This is a genomic window from Acidiferrobacter thiooxydans, from assembly GCF_003333315.1.
Classification (GTDB): domain Bacteria; phylum Pseudomonadota; class Gammaproteobacteria; order Acidiferrobacterales; family Acidiferrobacteraceae; genus Acidiferrobacter; species Acidiferrobacter thiooxydans.
Window position 1 is genome coordinate 1063789 of the sequence record NZ_PSYR01000001.1, and the last position, 15038, is coordinate 1078826.

A 15038-nucleotide genomic window follows, 5' to 3' on the forward strand; every position below is an offset into this window, starting at 1 on the left:
ACCATACCCTAGAACGCCCCGGGCAGGGAACCCGGGGCACTTATGGCTCAACGGGGATAATAGGGCTTGACGTGGGCGTTGGCCGCGGCCTGGCGCTCGGCCGTTTGGCATTGCAGGATGACCATGTTGGCGGCCTTGATCGCCGCGCCGTAGTTGCCCTTGGCGGCGGCCGTGCGCGCTACGGCGAGCAGGTGCGGGGTGGCGAGCCATAGCGCGCCGTGGGCGCGGGCGTCCTTGACCGCGATATCGGCCTGTTTCAGGCGCGCGGCGGCGACCGCGCTTTGCGGGGCGTGGTGGGTGGTTACGTGCGCGCAGCCCGCCAATACCAGCGCGTACACGGCCGCAAGGGCGATTTTTTTCATCATTTGCTCCTCCTGATCGGTATGGGGTTAGTGTATAGACGTTTACGGCCGAAAAACAAAGCCAAGCGCGGCCCATGGCGGTCGGTTCCCGGGGCGTTTACGGCCGCGCGGGCTTTCCGTATAATGTCGCATGCGTATCGTTCAAGAAGCCCTGACATTCGACGATGTCCTCCTGCTGCCGGATCATTCGCGCGTTCTGCCCCGTGATGTCGATCTGAAGGCCACACTCTCCCGCCACATCCGACTCAATATCCCGCTGTTGTCGGCGGCCATGGATACCGTGACCGAGGCGCGCGCGGCGATCTGTCTGGCCCAGGAGGGCGGGCTTGGGGTGATTCACAAGAATCTGAATGCCGCGCGCCAGGCCGACGAGGTCCGACGTGTGAAGAAGTTCGAAAGCGGGGTCATAAGCGATCCGGTGACGGCGACCCCGGACATGACGGTGCGCGCGGTGGTGGGGCTCATGCGCAGCCACCACGTCTCGGGGGTCCCGGTGATCCGCGATGGGCAATTGGTGGGCATCGTGACCAGCCGCGATCTGCGCTTTGAGACGCGTAATGATGAGTTGATTGCGCACATCATGACCCCCAAGGAACGGCTCGTCACGGTCAAGGAGGGTGCGTCGCGCGACGAGATCCAGGCACTTTTGCATAAGCATCGCATCGAGAAGGTCCTGGTGGTGGATGACAGTTTCCGTCTCAAAGGGCTTGTGACGGTAAAGGACATCCAAAAGGCCACCGAGAAGCCTCTGGCCGTGAAAGACGGCAAGGGGCGGCTGCGAGTCGGCGCTGCGGTCGGGGTCGGCGCCGGCACCGAGGAGCGCATCGAGCGCCTGCTCGAGGCCGAGGTGGATGTGCTTGTGGTCGATACCGCCCACGGCCACTCTGAGGGGGTCCTGGAGCGTGTGCGCTGGATCAAGAAGCACTACCCGAATGCCGAGGTCATAGGCGGAAATATCGCCACCGGTGACGCCGCACGGGCACTCGTGGATGCCGGGGTCGATGCCGTCAAGGTGGGTATAGGGCCGGGCTCGATCTGTACGACGCGTATCGTCGCGGGGGTCGGTGTTCCGCAGGTGACTGCCATCGACAATGTGGCCCGGGCCCTGGCGGGGACCGACGTCCCCCTGATCAGTGACGGCGGGATACGCTATTCAGGCGACATTGCCAAGGCCTTGGCCGCCGGGGCGCACACGGTCATGATCGGCAGCCTGTTCGCCGGCACCGACGAGGCCCCGGGCACCGTCGAACTCTATCAGGGGCGGTCGTACAAGACCTACCGCGGCATGGGCTCCCTGGGCGCCATGCAGGACGGGTCGAGCGATCGGTATTTTCAGGAAGACGGGGCCCCCGAGAAACTCGTCCCCGAGGGGATCGAGGGCCGCGTGCCCTATCGTGGGTCGCTCGTCAGCATCGTCTACCAGCTCATAGGGGGGCTGCGGTCGAGCATGGGCTACACCGGGAGCGCCGATCTTGCGGCCATGCGCGAGCGCGCGCAATTCGTGCGTATCACGAACGCCGGCATGCGCGAAAGCCATGTGCACGACGTGACCATCACCAAAGAGCCTCCCAACTATCAACGGGGCTAAGGGCATGTCGGGAGAGACGAAGGCAGCGGCCCCGGGTCTTGAGCGGATCCTGATTCTCGATTTCGGCTCGCAGTATACGCAGCTCATCGCGCGACGCGTGCGTGAGGCCGGCGTGTATTGCGAGATCATGCCCTGTGACGTCGACGGCGAGGCGATCAGCGGATTCGCGCCGCGCGGCGTGATCCTGTCGGGCAGCCCCGAGTCGGTCAATGAGCGCGATACCCCACGAATTCCGGACGCGGTGCTGGCGGCGAACGTGCCGGTGCTCGGGATCTGCTACGGCATGCAAGCCCTGGCCGCACAGCTTGGCGGTCAGGTAGCGGCCGCGGCGCATCGTGAGTACGGCTACGCGCGCGTACGAACCGTCGGCCATTCGCCGCTGCTTGCGGATCTGAGCGATGGTGGCGAGGGTGAAGCGGTGCTCGATGTCTGGATGAGCCATGGTGACCGCGTCGAGGCCTGTCCGACCGGATTTCTGGCGATTGCCGAGACCGATAATGCGCCGTATGCGGCGATCGCCGATGAGGCGCGGCGCTACTATGGTTTGCAATTCCATCCCGAGGTCACCCATACGCGTCAGGGGCAGCGCATCATCGAGCGCTTCGTGCATGGGATCTGCGGGTGCCAGCGCGCCTGGACGGAGCGAGCGATCATCGATGGCATCCTCGCGGACATCCGCGCGCAGGTGGGTGATGAGGAAGTGGTGCTCGCGCTATCCGGTGGCGTCGATTCCTCGGTGGTCGCGGTGCTTTTGCATCAGGCGATCGGTGACCGGCTTACCTGCGTATTCGTGGACAACGGGCTTTTGCGGCTGCACGAGGGTGATCAGGTGATGGCGACCTTTGCCGATCATCTCGGGGTGCGCGTGATCCGCGTGAATGCCGCGGCCCGGTTTTTGGGGGCCTTGAAGGGCGTCGATGATCCGGAGCGCAAGCGCAAGATCATAGGCGAGACCTTCATTACGGTGTTTGAGGAAGAGGCCGCGCGCCTTGCGCGCGTGCGCTGGCTTGCCCAGGGGACCATCTATCCCGATGTGATCGAATCGGCGGGCGCCAAGGGCGGCAAGGCCCGGGTAATCAAGTCCCATCACAATGTGGGCGGTCTGCCCGAGCGCATGAAGCTGAAGCTGCTCGAACCCCTGCGGCTGCTGTTCAAAGACGAGGTCCGGCGTATCGGGCTTAGCCTCGGACTGCCGGAGGCCATGATCCACAGACATCCCTTTCCGGGGCCGGGTCTGGGCGTGCGTATTCTCGGGGCTGTTGAGGAGCGCTATGCCGATATCCTGCGGCAGGCCGACGCGATCTTCATCGAGGAGTTGCGGCGCGCCGGCTATTACGACAAGGTGAGCCAGGCATTCGCGGTGTTCCTGCCGGTGCGATCGGTAGGGGTCGTGGGCGATGGCCGCGCCTATGAACATGTCATTGCCCTGCGCGCCGTCGAGACCGTCGATTTCATGACCGCGAACTGGGCCGAGCTCCCTTACGCCCTGCTCGGGCGCGTCTCGAGCCGCATCATAAACGAGGTGCGTGGTGTAAGCCGCGTGGTCTATGACGTGTCGGGCAAGCCCCCCGCGACCATTGAGTGGGAGTGATTTGAGGTCCTTCGGGGACTATCGGCCGCTATCAAAAGTCGTCGTAACGTATTGGTTTAATACTTACATATCCGAACCTATCGCCAGCTATCGGTGGCAAGCGCGACAAGGCGGCGGTCAAGTTGACGGTCGTCTGCGAAGCCCCGATCAAGCTGAACTTGCCCCCGCTGTAGTAACGTCTCTTTCACGTAAGGTCCCGTGATTTCAGGGGTTTTCTGGGATTTGGGGGGATTTTTGGTACCTATTCGGTAAACCCGTAACCTTACGCGACCGTAACGCGGCCAGAGATTCCCGATGCGAGGCTCACGCCATTCGCGCAGGTGTCGGTGACACTGACCCAACAAGAGTATATCCAACTCGTGTGGGACGCCCGGTACTGGAAGACGGCGCATCGACGGGCCCTGGCCCGCCTGGAGCAACTGACCGTCGATCACCAACAAGCCATGGCCCAAGCCGCTCTGCGCGAGATGGCATTACAGAGTGAGCTTGAGACCGCGCGGGCGAAGATTTGTGATCTGCAAAAGCAGCTGTTTGGTCGTAAATCCGAGCATTCCGCGCAGGGCCATAAGGGACTCGCGCCGAACGTAAACGTATCGCGGTCGCGCGGTCAACAACCGGGCACACCCGGTCACGGGCGTACCCTACAAGCCCATCTACCCGCGCACGAGGAAACGATCGCAATCGACTCGTCACAGTGTCCGCGCTGCGGGTTGGGCTACGCCGACTTCCCGGGCACCGAAGACAGTGAGGTGCTAGAGATTGAGGTCCAGGCCTATCGGCGTGTCATCCACAGGCGGCGCTATCGCAAGGTCTGCTCCTGCCCAGGCGTGCCCGGCCTCATTACCGCACTACCCCCGCCACGGTTGATCCCGCGGGGCAAATACGGTATTTCGGTTTGGGTGTACCTGCTGCTCTCCAAGTTTTTGTACGGCCAACCCACCCATCGCGTGTTGCAGGACTTGGCCGATTCGGGGTTGACCCTGTCGGTGCACCGTCACCGGGGGGCTCAAGGCCCTGGCACCCCTATTTGCGCCTGTCGAAGAGGCGCTGGTGGTCCATCTGCGCAGCGAATCCCATTGGCATGCCGATGAGACCCGCTGTATGGTGTTTGTCGATATCGAAGGCAAGGTCGGACATCGCTGGTACTTGTGGGTGTTTCAGTCCCCATCGGTTATTCACTATGTACTGGATCCGACGCGATCAGCCGATGTCCCCATCGCCGAACTGGCCCAGGTGCAGGGCGGGATCGTGAGCTGTGATCGTTACTCGGCCTACAAGAAGTTCGTCCGGCTGCACACGACATTCGTGCTCGCTTTTTGTTGGGCCCATCAACGCCGGGATTTTCTGGAGCTGGCCAACAGTTATCCCGACAATCGCCGTGACTGATGACGTGGGTGGATGCCATAGCCGATCTGTACCATCACAATGGGCTGCGCCTTCAGGCGGACCCTGACAGCGCCTTGTACGCCGCGCACCATGCCCGCTTACAACAGGCCGTGCATGACCTGGCCACCCGGCGCGATGAGGCACTGGCCGACCCTAAGCTCGCCTTGCCTGCGGCCCAGGTCCTGCACAGCATGCAGAATCACTGGTCGGGCTTGACGGTGTTTGTCGAACACCCGTGGGTACCCATGGACAATAATCCGAAAGGGTTCTGAAAAAGGCCATCCTGCACCGCAAGAACGCGCTCTTCACCCGTACTCTCAACGGCGCCCATGTCGGCGATACGTTCATGAGCCTGATCCACACCGCCGAACTGAACCACGTGACCCCGTTTGAGTATCTGGTGGCACTCCAGCGCCATGCCGACGCGGTCGCCGCGAACCCCGCCGACTGGATGCCCTGGAACTACCAGGCGGCGCTGACTCCGCAACAGGCTGGCCCCGCACCGCCTGATTAGTCGACCCGCGCGCCAGTCGAGCGTTTTACGCAGCATTGCCGGAAGGACACGCTGCTCGGATCACCAGGTGAGTACAGTGGCCTTGCTGGTAGCCTTCGAGGTGCTACCAAGAACGGACGCCCTGAAAAGTGCAGTTCCGCCTTGTTCTTGATGCCGCGGAAGTTTTCGACAGACAACCGTGATACGCGTATGACTTCTCCGTGTTTTTTGGCGCTGTTACTGCGACACAGCCGCCTCGTTCGCCCTGGCTTCGATCTCGGCGCAAGCCTGCATCAGTTGATCGAAGGGGAGTGCGTCGCCCACCATCACCTCGTCGGCCAGCATCGCTTCATAGTCGGCGGCGAGGGCTTCTCGCGCCTCACCCTCAGGGACGATTCTCAAATGCCCCTGGGTCGCCGACGCATAGTCGATGACCGCGCCACCGACATCCTTCTCGATGAAGAAGAAGGATTTGTGCTGCGCCACGGCAGCGGCGACAGCGCGATCCGTGATAACGCCGGCGAAATGCTGGTTGCGCGCGATGGCGGCCAAGTCATGCCAGTGCCGCGCATACCGTTCACCGCGGATGCGGCCTTGGGCACAGTACACGTGCGCTGCTGTGGCCTTTTCCCAGAAGGTTCGCGCCACACTCATGACCAGGGGCGAAGCCGTGGGAAATGACAGGTCGGGCAGATGCCCGTCCATGTCGCAAACCACGGGCAGCACCTGATGTGGTTCGCCGGTGGCGCGCCCGCCGAACTCCAGCGCGACAACGGGCGGCACGTAGCCCGTGCCTTGCGCGAGCGCCGGGTAATAGAGAAGTAGCTTGTCGTTATCCTTGCCGCCGATTTCGACCTTGGCGTCTAGTCGATCGTGCGCCAGCGAGGCCTCAATGACCGGTTGCACGTTCGCTGCGATCCATTCGGGCAGGCGATGGCGCACGGCCTTGGTCCATCTGTCGGCCTGGCTGCGGCTGGCCGGCAGATCGCCGTCGCCGCCGACCAAGTCTGCGATCAGCTTGCGGATGTCGTAGGTCAGATCGACATCCTCGGAGAAGCGGTCAATGATCTTGTAGACCTTGGACAAGGACGTGCCGCCCTTGAAGGCCAAGTCGGCGGCCAGCGGCGACTCGAATAGGGCACGCAGTGTCCACACCACCCACACATCCTTTTCGAGCAGGTGAGTGGGGCGTCCTGTTTCCGCGCGGACTTGTTCTAGCGCTTCGCGCTGGTCGTCTTGGCTGAGTGCAAAGAAGTATTCAGCCACGCGCTGCTTCCTTGCCGATCGCCTGGGCCATCCAAGACGGCAGAGCCGCACGGGCAGAGGCCAGGGCACGCCACTCGTTATGAGGAAGGGTGCGGCGCAGCGTGACCAGCGACTCGCCAGCATGCGTAGGTCCCATCCAGGCCAAGGCACGTACTGCGGCACCGGCGGGTCCCGTGCCCAAGGCCAGCATCCAGCCAGGCACATGCTTCACCAGCACTTCCGAGCGCCCCAGCTTCAGCTTCCGGGTTCGGCCGGAGGTCAGGTAGACCTCGCGGATGGGGACCTGTTGCGTCAATCCCAGAGCGTTGGCAGCGTTGGCGCCATGTGGCGCGACGGTCTCACCGCTTTGCTCCGCCATTGCCTTCACGACCTTCTCTGGCGCGGGTGCGCGCGTGCCGAACCGGCTGGAAACCGGAGCGACATAGGTGCCTCGCGTCACACGCAGCAGCTTGCCGGCCTTGACTAGCCGCGAGAACGCCTGATCGACCGCGACCCGGCTTCCCAGGTGGAGGAATACCTTGGGCGACAGCACGCCCCCTTCTGGCAGGGATTGGGCGTGCAGCAGGATCGACTCGGGCAGCGTGTTCATGGAGCACCTCAAGTAAGAATTATACATCAGTTCCTGACATCAAGGAAACAGCAAAGATTCCGCCGCGCCGTTCAGGGTGCGGCGACACCACCACACGGAGAAGGCCGGCAATCAATGGCGGTCAGGTTATCGAGGTTCATAAGGGTCTGCATCTCCCCATCATGAACGGAACCCGATCCGGCTTCAGACTCATGTTGGAAGAGGCTAGGAGTGGCGGGGATCCGGACGTGCAGGCGATAATGGAGGCCGGCACAGAGTCGGTCGAGTGGGTGAGACAAGAGCTGGCCTGTGCCGATCTGCACGACAAGCGTCTGGATCGTCGGTTGCTGAAGACCGCCGAACACTTCGCGAAATCTTCGTCCTTGCCGATCAAGGAGGCGTGCGGCAATTGGGCCCATACGCAGGTGGCGAGACGGTCGACGCGGCGACGCTGATCCTACATATGCGGGAAGCATTCATCATGAGGGATCGGGGTTCAGGAAGGGCGGTGGAGGTGTGAAAGTTGCTGGATAGCCGTCCGCAAACGGGGGGTGGAGCGGAGGTGATCCCATCGGAGGATAGGACTATCGATTGCGTCCCAGCGCACATGCGGTAATATACGAAAACTGTCAACTAGCGCATATGATACGGGAATGGCGACGATCGGCCAGTACCTTGATGAGCATCTGGCTCGCGGACGCGCCTACTTCACGCGGGAGGAGGCGCAGGCTGCGCTCGGCCTTGCGTCGCACCCGCTGAGCGTCGCTTTGCTGCGGCAGGTCAAGAAAGGACGCCTGGCCAATCCCCGGCGAGGCTTCTACCTGATCCTGCGCCCGGAAGACCGGACGCTCGGCGCACCCGACCCGGTTCGCTGGATCGCCCCGTTGATGCAGAGCCTGAAGCTGGACTACCGCGTGGCCTTGCTGCGCGCGGCTGCCTTCCATGGTTCATCGCATCAGGCGGCGATGGTGTTCCAGGTCATCGTGCCCAGGCAGGTACGCGGGTTCGAGGTGGGTCGTCAGCGCGTGGATTTCATCTATCAAAGTCCCTCCGCATTCCGTCAGGTCAATCGCCCCGACTGGTTGAGTTCGATCAAGAGCGAGGCCGGTTTTGCGAAAGTCGCGGGTCTGGAACTGACGCTGCTGGACTGCGCGCGTTACTTCCACAAGGCGGCGGGCATCAATGGTCTTGCCCAGATCGCCCAGGACTTGGGCGGGCAGGCGAGCGCCGACGTGCTCGCCTCGATCGCGGCCCACTACGAAAACTCCTCGGTGCGACGCCTGGGTTATCTGTTGGAGCGTGTTGGGCACCTGCAACAGGCAGAGGCATTACGACCGTTCGCCAGGAAGGCCAAGACGATGGCGCTGCTGGATCCGTCCGTGAAGCCGCTGGTGGAGGGGTTGTCCGACCTTCACGAGAAAGTGTCCGATTGGCTGCTCGTCATCAATGAGCAGGTGGAGGTCGATTTTTGATTCCGCAAGCCTTCCTTCAAGCCTGGAGTGCCACGGCTCCGTGGCCAGATTTCCGTCAGGTTGAGCAGGATTTGATCATCAGTCGCGCGCTGTGCGACCTGTTCAACGCGCCCGCGCTGCGCGGCAAGATCGCGTTCCGCGGCGGCACGGCGATCAACAAGCTGCTGTTCCAGCGGCCGCTGCGCTACTCCGAAGACATAGACCTGGTGCAGACGCAGCCGGAACCGATCGGCGCGACCGTCGATGCGATCCGTGATGCGCTGGCCTGGCTCGGAGGGTTCAACTGGAATCAGGCTGGACACTCGATGCATTTGGTGTTCCGGTTCGCTCCCGAGGCCGATCTGCAATCGACGCTGAAGCTCAAGGTCGAGATCAACACCCGCGAGCACGAAAGCCTGTTCGGCCTCTGCCAGTATCCCTTCTCGGTAGAGAACGACTGGTATCAGGGGCAGACGCAGATCGCCTCTTTCGAGCCGGAGGAACTGTTCGGCACCAAGCTGCGCGCGCTGCTGCAACGGCGCAAGAACCGCGACCTGTTCGACCTGGCCCAGGGGCTGGAGCAGTTGGGCATGGACGTGGCCAAGTTGGTGGCCAGCCTCGACTACTACCTTGCTCTCGAAGATACGTCGATCACGCGTGCGGAAGCCGAGCAGCGCATGTTGCAGAAGCTCACGCGCAGCTTGACGGAAGACATTGCGCCCTTGCTGCCCGCTGGCGTGCGGTTCGACGACGTCGATGCGCTGCGCGCTTTCGAGCGCGTTTGGATCGAACTGGTATCCCGGCTCAGGGGCGATGCGTGGAAGTCGACCGGCGAGGTGGTCGCCGAATTGCGTAAACGAGGCTATCCAACACTTCTACGGGAGCTTGGATGACCACGAGGAAGCAAGGTAGGGGAGGGCCACCGCATGATTCTTCTGTCCCAAGTTTCGGATAAGTTGTCGTTGTCGTATCCTGGCTACGACTATGGAAATAATACCAAATCGCCGATGACTTGTGGCAAGGCGATCGCAGCAACAGGCATGATTCGCGGATCGGTAAAATGGCCATCCGACCGAACATCCCGTGAGCCTGCCAATCGTGGGGCATGTCGGAGTGCATCGGCTTGAGGGCGCTGCGGTGCGGTCGCCAGTTCGGTAGGATTGAAGCGGATTGATGATGAGCCGATGCCGCGCAAACCCGTGCCAGCAAAGGGCGTGTTTTTCTGACGGTAAAAGCGACGGTAAAACCCCATGTCGATCAACGCCAAGTCCTTTCACCATGCGGACTTGCGTGACCCGTTGATGATCGAGTGGGAGTGAATGGCCGTCCTTCGAGGATTATCGCCAGTTATCGAAGAATGGCTGTAACGTATGGATCGAGATAGAGAGGCGTCGCGGCAGCTATCAGTGGCCCTGAGAAAAGGTTGGCGGTAGAACTTTCGGTAAGAATCGAGGCCGGATTAAGACTCTCCCGTTTACTATTAAGGCCAAAATGGCCTTTGACGGGAAAAATCTCCTCCGGAAGGCTTATTGGCTCCTCCATGAACGACTCCCGCCACACTCCCCGCATAGCGATAGCGAGCGCGATGTTTGCCCCTTAAATGCCGAAAATATAAGGCATTGTCAAAGATCTTGCCGAGTCTGGTGATTCTGTTCCGCGCGCCGGAGTCGCGCTTCTCCTATAAAAAGCCTAAGATATTGGGCATACAGTACAGGTAACGCCTATCTTAATGAGCAAATTCATGATGCCTTCACAAGTCACTGAGCGGGTAGCTCAGCTGGGTCAGCGCATTCGGGTGGCGCGGATTCGGCGCGGCTGGTCGGTCGCCGATCTCGCAAGCAAGGCGGGAATCAACCGAAACACCCTCACGGCGCTGGAACTCGGTAAGCCGGGCACGGCAGTCGGCGTGTGCCTCACGGTATTGTGGGCACTCGGCTTGGACAAGTCGCTGGACGCTGTCGCAGATCCCGACAGCGATCTCCACGGCAAGGCGCTCGAAGCGTCGCGCCGTCCGACTCGGGCGAGCAAGGCCCGTAAGGTGAGCGACGACTATGACTTCTGAGCGCGAGGCTTATATCTACATTCAGCTGCCCGGCACGTTGGAAACGGTGCCGGCGGCGCTGCTCAGAGTGCAGACGCTGCCCGACGGCACGCAGATTGGGCGGTTTCGCTACGGCGACCGTTACCTTCGGCGCCAGGAGGCGGTTGCGCTCGATCCGTTCCAATTGCCTCTTGCCAAGGAAGTCTTCGAGTTCACCCAACTGAAGGGGATTCCCGGCGCGGTTCGAGACGCCGGCCCCGACGCTTGGGGGCGGCGCGTGATCGAGCACAAGCTTCGGCGCAGCGCGGCTGACCTCCAGGAAATCGACTATTTGCTGTATGGACCGCAAGACGGAGCGGGGTACCTGAGCTTCGGGCTGAAGGCCGAACCGCCTGCGCCCAAGCGCCAGTACAACCGCGCGCACCAACTGGCCGAGCTGATCGCGGCCACACAGGCGATCGAAGAGGGGCGCCCGGTGGCAGCCCACCTGCTCGAACAGCTCGATCCTGGCACCAGTATGGGTGGTGCACGGCCGAAGGCCACGATCGAGGACGCACAAAGTCTCTGGCTCGGCAAGTTTCCGGCCAGAGATGACCGCTTCAATGTGCAGCGGGTCGAATTTGCTACGCTCGATCTGGCTCGGCGGTGCGGCCTGAACGTCACACAGGCACGGCTCCAGCGCGTGGGCGAGAGCGATGTGCTGATGTTGCAGCGCTTTGATCGCGACCACACCGACATGGGCTACCTTCGCTTCGGTCTTGTCAGCGGTTTGACCGTGCTCGACTGCGGGGATAGCCACCTGGACCGTGAACGCTGGTCCTATCCGCTGCTGGCCGACCACTTGCGCCGATGGTCTGACAAGCCAGAAGCCGACTGTGCGGAACTCTTCAGGCGGATGGTCTTTAATGCCGCCGTGACCAACAACGATGATCATCCCCGCAACCATGCCCTGCTGCGCAGACAGAAGGAATGGCGGCTGTCGCCGGCCTACGATCTCGTGCCCGCGCCCGTGGTCAGTCAGGAGAGGCGCGATTTGGCGTTGACCGTCGGCGACCACGGTCGCACGGCCAGCATCTACAACCTACTGTCGCAGGCGGGGCGTTTCGGTTTGTCGGCGGAAGAGGCGCGCGGGCAGATCGATCGGCTCGTCGATGTTGTCCGGCATTGGCGTGACAGCTTCTTTGCCTGTGATGTGTCGGCCGAAGACATCGATTACATCGCTCCGGCCATCCTGCCTGACTGCTTCTTCTTCGAAAGGCGCCCCGATGAGTGAGGCGCAACGTCAACTGGCGCCGGGGCAAGTCCAGTTCGCTAGCGGAAGAAGGTCTCGTCGACCTCCGTGACGCCGGGCAAGCTGGTCGGCTGATACGCCGCCAAGTGCGGCATCAGCCGATGCCGCCACTTGAAGGCGCGGGTGGGGTGGATGTTAAGGCGCTTGGCGGTCTTGCGCACGCTCAGGCCTCGCCGCATGCACTCAGCGTACTCGAGCAGCAGGCCCTTGTCCCGAAGTCGGTTGAGCGCGGTACCGGTCAGTCCCGTGAAGCTGCGGCAGCACGAGGTGCATCGGTAGCGCTGCTCGCCCGATGCCGTTCTGCCCCACCGTTGGATGGGCTCTTCCGAGCTGTGCGGGTAGCACCCGCCCTTCTGGACCTGGTGCGCCACGAGCTCCATGACAGCGGTGCGCTGCGACAGCGCAGAGACGCTGTCGCAGTTGGTGCGAGCTGAGCTTTGGAAGCGACTCAACGAGTCGCGGGAACTCCCGATGGCAAGGCCGCGGGTATTGCGATCGGATGCCTATGTGGGCATGGGAAAATGCACGGTCTTGGCGAGCAGCGGCAGGGCTTTGACCCGGTAGTCAGGGTATAGGAGTTTGTCGGAGACCGGTTCGACCACGGCGAGCCCCAGGAAGCCTGCAAAATGCACAAGCGCGCGCCATGTGTAGCAGGAGCGCACTGTCTGTTCGGGGGCGATTATGTCGTTTGGCGGCACCTCGCGTACCAGCATCGGAAAGGCGGTCAGGAATGTGTCTTCATAGAACCGGTGCGGTCGCCAGGTGGTGCCATAGCGCGCCAGCAGGTACAGCGTGAACAGGAAGGCGTGCTGGATGAACGGCAGATCGGGGTAACGATCCCAGTAGCCCCAGTTGTAGCGTTCAACGTAGGTCCGAAAGAGTCTCGGATAGATGGCGGCGAGGCCGTTGTCACTTAGCAGGCGGCGGGCGTCCCGGGTGAGTCGGAACCGTCCCTGATATTTGCGTATGAGGCCTGCGCGTTCGGCCGTCAGGCGCGCGACGTGCAGTTCGAGGAAGTCCGGTTCGCTATTGATAGCGCCGAACTGCATCCGGTCCTGATAGGCCTTCTCATCCCAATAGGAGCGCGCCGCCTCCCGGCACACGGCCCGGGGCAGATTGCCCGTGGCGGTCGGTTTCAGGCCCTGGTCGCCGATGGCCAAGGCCAGCAGGCCAAAGAGTCTCGATATCGGGGCGGTCGCGCCGCCCTCCGGCGCCTCGGCGATGATCGCTACGTCCGGTGAGGCAAACGGCCGGTATAGTAGGCTGTGCATCCGCTCGGGCGACAGCCCATGGAACGTATCCAGCGGGTGTTCGTTTTGCTGCCGCACATGGCCGGTGACGAACGCCTGTAACTCCTCGAGCGAGCGGAAGTCGTGGCCCTCGAGGGCCTTGCGCACCATTTCTGCGGCGCGCTGCGCGTTGGAATCGGAGTCCGCATCGCTGATCCGGCCGTGACAGCACTGCCGGTAGGTCTTCCCGCTTCCGCAGGGACAGGGATCATTATCGCCGATCGAGGATATCGTCATGGGCCTTGCACATTGTGATTGGCGAATGTCGAGGTCTTCCAAGGCCGCCGCACCGGCATGTTCCGGCCCGGTGGGGCCCTGGACCCATGAAACGCCCCACGGGGCGTTCCTGTCGGAGGACCCGTTCCGGTGTCATTGTGCCACGATCGATGTCCTCGATCGACCCTCTTGCGCCCCGATCCGCGGGCTCGCGCGCCGGTCATGGGCCATATCGGGGCAGGGCAGGCGGTTTTTGCGCATGAGGGCCTCGGGTCGCCATGATGCCGGGACCTATTTGCCCCTCGCCGACTGCCATGACCCAGGCTCATTCCGCCTTCTCTTAGCGCGACCGCCGGAAATCCGGCCAGAACCCCGACCGGCATGCCGCGTGCCAGCCCTTATGCCAGCACCCGCTGTGACCGTTTCATGGGGAACGGACGAAGGTCCCGATCCCGGCGGCCTTGAGTGCCATAGCGCGGCAGTCGTCACCCTTGGTGTCTGCCGCGCCCGTCGTCCCGCGTCGCCGCCTCGATGAGGCGCCGGATCATGTGGGTGTGGGGCGTACGTCGTGAATGCCGGATGTCTGCTCTGTGACAAGGACTCCGCGGAGGCCTTGCGTGACTCATCCCGTCTGGGGGGGTGTGCCACGAGCGACTCTGCATAGTAATGGGGCAGTGCCGCCACGGTTTGCCCGCTCCGGTTGCACGACCGCGCGGCGCATGTGCCCGGATCAGGGGCAATCGCGCCAAGATGCCCTAACAAAGGGCTTGCGCTTGGGTTCGCTCTATGGTTACATCTCCCGCCGGCCGTTATCCCTTTCGAGGGATGGACACGATAGGGGCTAGGTTCGAGAGGGCCGGGGCTTCGGGGCCAGGAAGGTAATCGGCCGCTTGTTGGACAATGTTAAAAACATTTATATATTAGAATCTAATAATGCGTTCTTGGGCGCGCCGTGTCAGGGAATATCCTTGCAAAGCCAAGGGCCATCATCTAACATCGCTCCGATAGCTCAGCGGTGGACAGGTGCAGCAACTAGGATCGGAAAAGGCAGTTGCACTCGTCCTTTCCATGGAAATAGATATATCATGGGCGGAATTTGTAGGGCTTGCGAAGGCGGTCGCAGTGAACGCAAGGGGCCAGATGGGATTCTGGGTGAGCACGGCAAGGGATGACGTCACTAGCACAAGCGGACCGCGGAATGGCTCGTCCTTTCGGCGGTTCACTCTATAGAAAGAACGACTACTGATCGTGCCTCGGGTACGAGGGGCGCGTGTGAGCAGGGCGGAAATCTAGCAGATGTCGAGAGAGCGACAGGCGAAGCCGGTATTCTCAGTGTGGCCCAAAAACGGACCGTTGGGTACGCTTTCCCTGACGCACGGCCTCGCATGGATCCTATGCGGGCTTTGGCGTTACATCCATCGCGCGCTGACCGATTCCCTCGCATTTCTCGATACGGGCCGTAATGGCGATAGGGTACCGGGCTCCACTTTTTTGTT

16 protein-coding genes and 1 pseudogene are annotated in these 15038 nt (G+C 62.2%); 11 read left to right on the forward strand and 6 right to left on the reverse strand.

Annotation, left to right across the window (positions count from 1 at the left end):
* Positions 1 to 47: 47 nt before the first annotated feature.
* The gene (locus C4900_RS15950) at positions 48 to 365 is read right to left on the reverse strand and encodes a lipoprotein (RefSeq protein WP_065971819.1); all 318 of its coding nucleotides are present in this window, start codon (positions 363 to 365) and stop codon (positions 48 to 50) included.
* Positions 366 to 492: 127 nt separating this feature from the next.
* On the opposite strand from C4900_RS15950, the gene guaB reads away from it, so the two are divergent.
* The 6 genes from guaB to C4900_RS15955 all read left to right on the forward strand — a co-directional run bounded on the left by guaB (position 493) and on the right by C4900_RS15955 (position 5441).
* Positions 493 to 1950, forward strand: coding sequence for an IMP dehydrogenase (gene guaB, locus C4900_RS05395; RefSeq protein WP_065971820.1), 1458 nt, complete (start codon positions 493 to 495; stop codon positions 1948 to 1950).
* 4 nt (positions 1951 to 1954) lie between these two features.
* Positions 1955 to 3541: a glutamine-hydrolyzing GMP synthase gene (gene guaA, locus C4900_RS05400; RefSeq protein WP_065971821.1), complete on the forward strand. Its 1587-nt coding sequence runs from the start codon at positions 1955 to 1957 to the stop codon at positions 3539 to 3541.
* A 326-nt stretch (positions 3542 to 3867) separates the two neighbouring features.
* Positions 3868 to 4632: a hypothetical protein gene (locus C4900_RS15785; protein ID WP_147267133.1), complete on the forward strand. Its 765-nt coding sequence runs from the start codon at positions 3868 to 3870 to the stop codon at positions 4630 to 4632.
* A complete protein-coding gene (locus C4900_RS16850; RefSeq protein WP_114282539.1) occupies positions 4556 to 4927 on the forward strand; it encodes an IS66 family transposase in 372 nt (123 codons plus the stop codon). Before C4900_RS15785 ends, C4900_RS16850 begins: the two co-directional genes overlap by 77 nt.
* Positions 4927 to 5199 carry an IS66 family transposase gene (locus C4900_RS16855; RefSeq protein ID WP_065971823.1) on the forward strand — a complete coding sequence of 91 codons (273 nt, stop codon included), beginning with the start codon at positions 4927 to 4929 and terminating at the stop codon, positions 5197 to 5199. The genes C4900_RS16850 and C4900_RS16855 overlap by 1 nt, the downstream gene beginning before the upstream one ends.
* Positions 5200 to 5273: 74 nt before the next feature.
* On the forward strand, positions 5274 to 5441 hold the full coding sequence (locus C4900_RS15955) for a hypothetical protein (RefSeq protein ID WP_170132419.1): 168 nt from the start codon (positions 5274 to 5276) through the stop codon (positions 5439 to 5441).
* Between the two features lie 216 nt (positions 5442 to 5657).
* Here the strand turns inward: C4900_RS15955 and C4900_RS05415 are convergent, their stop codons facing one another.
* A complete protein-coding gene (locus tag C4900_RS05415) occupies positions 5658 to 6686 on the reverse strand; it encodes a nucleotidyl transferase AbiEii/AbiGii toxin family protein (RefSeq protein WP_114282541.1) in 1029 nt (342 codons plus the stop codon).
* Positions 6679 to 7275, reverse strand: coding sequence for a DUF6088 family protein (locus C4900_RS05420; protein ID WP_065971825.1), 597 nt, complete (start codon positions 7273 to 7275; stop codon positions 6679 to 6681). The genes C4900_RS05415 and C4900_RS05420 overlap by 8 nt, the downstream gene beginning before the upstream one ends.
* A gap of 191 nt (positions 7276 to 7466) precedes the next feature.
* On the opposite strand from C4900_RS05420, the gene C4900_RS05425 reads away from it, so the two are divergent.
* The 3 genes from C4900_RS05425 (at position 7467) to C4900_RS05435 (ending at position 9598) form a co-directional block, all read left to right on the forward strand.
* Positions 7467 to 7709, forward strand: a complete 243-nt coding sequence (locus C4900_RS05425; protein WP_170132420.1) for a transposase DNA-binding-containing protein — start codon at positions 7467 to 7469, stop codon at positions 7707 to 7709.
* Between the two features lie 198 nt (positions 7710 to 7907).
* Positions 7908 to 8726 (forward strand): type IV toxin-antitoxin system AbiEi family antitoxin domain-containing protein, encoded by an 819-nt coding sequence (locus C4900_RS05430; protein WP_065971827.1) that lies wholly within the window; start codon positions 7908 to 7910, stop codon positions 8724 to 8726.
* Complete coding sequence (locus C4900_RS05435) at positions 8723 to 9598, forward strand: nucleotidyl transferase AbiEii/AbiGii toxin family protein (protein ID WP_065971828.1); 876 nt, start codon at positions 8723 to 8725, stop codon at positions 9596 to 9598. The genes C4900_RS05430 and C4900_RS05435 overlap by 4 nt, the downstream gene beginning before the upstream one ends.
* 89 nt (positions 9599 to 9687) lie before the next feature.
* On the opposite strand, the gene C4900_RS15790 is transcribed toward C4900_RS05435, so the two are convergent.
* Entirely contained in the window at positions 9688 to 9972 is a 285-nt protein-coding gene (locus C4900_RS15790; protein ID WP_141689379.1) for a hypothetical protein, read from the reverse strand.
* Positions 9973 to 10446: 474 nt separating this feature from the next.
* On the opposite strand from C4900_RS15790, the gene C4900_RS05440 reads away from it, so the two are divergent.
* Both C4900_RS05440 and C4900_RS05445 read left to right on the forward strand, forming a co-directional pair.
* Complete coding sequence (locus tag C4900_RS05440; protein WP_211306780.1) at positions 10447 to 10767, forward strand: helix-turn-helix domain-containing protein; 321 nt, start codon at positions 10447 to 10449, stop codon at positions 10765 to 10767.
* Positions 10757 to 12019: a type II toxin-antitoxin system HipA family toxin gene (locus C4900_RS05445; protein ID WP_065971830.1), complete on the forward strand. Its 1263-nt coding sequence runs from the start codon at positions 10757 to 10759 to the stop codon at positions 12017 to 12019. The genes C4900_RS05440 and C4900_RS05445 overlap by 11 nt, the downstream gene beginning before the upstream one ends.
* A 41-nt stretch (positions 12020 to 12060) precedes the next feature.
* Here the strand turns inward: C4900_RS05445 and C4900_RS05450 are convergent.
* Both C4900_RS05450 and C4900_RS05455 read right to left on the reverse strand, forming a co-directional pair.
* Positions 12061 to 12538 (reverse strand): annotated as a pseudogene (locus C4900_RS05450) (transposase); the annotation flags it as partial.
* Between the two features lie 2 nt (positions 12539 to 12540).
* Entirely contained in the window at positions 12541 to 13563 is a 1023-nt protein-coding gene (locus tag C4900_RS05455) for a YecA family protein (RefSeq protein WP_114282545.1), read from the reverse strand.
* Positions 13564 to 15038 lie beyond the last annotated feature (1475 nt).

Coding starts and splice junctions, on each gene's coding strand:
- C4900_RS05430 (WP_065971827.1), top strand. CDS start 7,908: ATGGCGACGATCGGCCAGTACCTTGATGAGCATCTGGCTCGCGGACGC.
- C4900_RS05420 (WP_065971825.1), bottom strand. CDS start 7,275: ATGAACACGCTGCCCGAGTCGATCCTGCTGCACGCCCAATCCCTGCCA.
- C4900_RS05445 (WP_065971830.1), top strand. CDS start 10,757: ATGACTTCTGAGCGCGAGGCTTATATCTACATTCAGCTGCCCGGCACG.
- C4900_RS05440 (WP_211306780.1), top strand. CDS start 10,447: ATGATGCCTTCACAAGTCACTGAGCGGGTAGCTCAGCTGGGTCAGCGC.
- C4900_RS16855 (WP_065971823.1), top strand. CDS start 4,927: ATGACGTGGGTGGATGCCATAGCCGATCTGTACCATCACAATGGGCTG.
- C4900_RS15950 (WP_065971819.1), bottom strand. CDS start 365: ATGATGAAAAAAATCGCCCTTGCGGCCGTGTACGCGCTGGTATTGGCG.
- C4900_RS05455 (WP_114282545.1), bottom strand. CDS start 13,563: ATGACGATATCCTCGATCGGCGATAATGATCCCTGTCCCTGCGGAAGC.
- guaA (WP_065971821.1), top strand. CDS start 1,955: ATGTCGGGAGAGACGAAGGCAGCGGCCCCGGGTCTTGAGCGGATCCTG.
- guaB (WP_065971820.1), top strand. CDS start 493: ATGCGTATCGTTCAAGAAGCCCTGACATTCGACGATGTCCTCCTGCTG.
- C4900_RS05425 (WP_170132420.1), top strand. CDS start 7,467: ATGTTGGAAGAGGCTAGGAGTGGCGGGGATCCGGACGTGCAGGCGATA.
- C4900_RS15955 (WP_170132419.1), top strand. CDS start 5,274: ATGAGCCTGATCCACACCGCCGAACTGAACCACGTGACCCCGTTTGAG.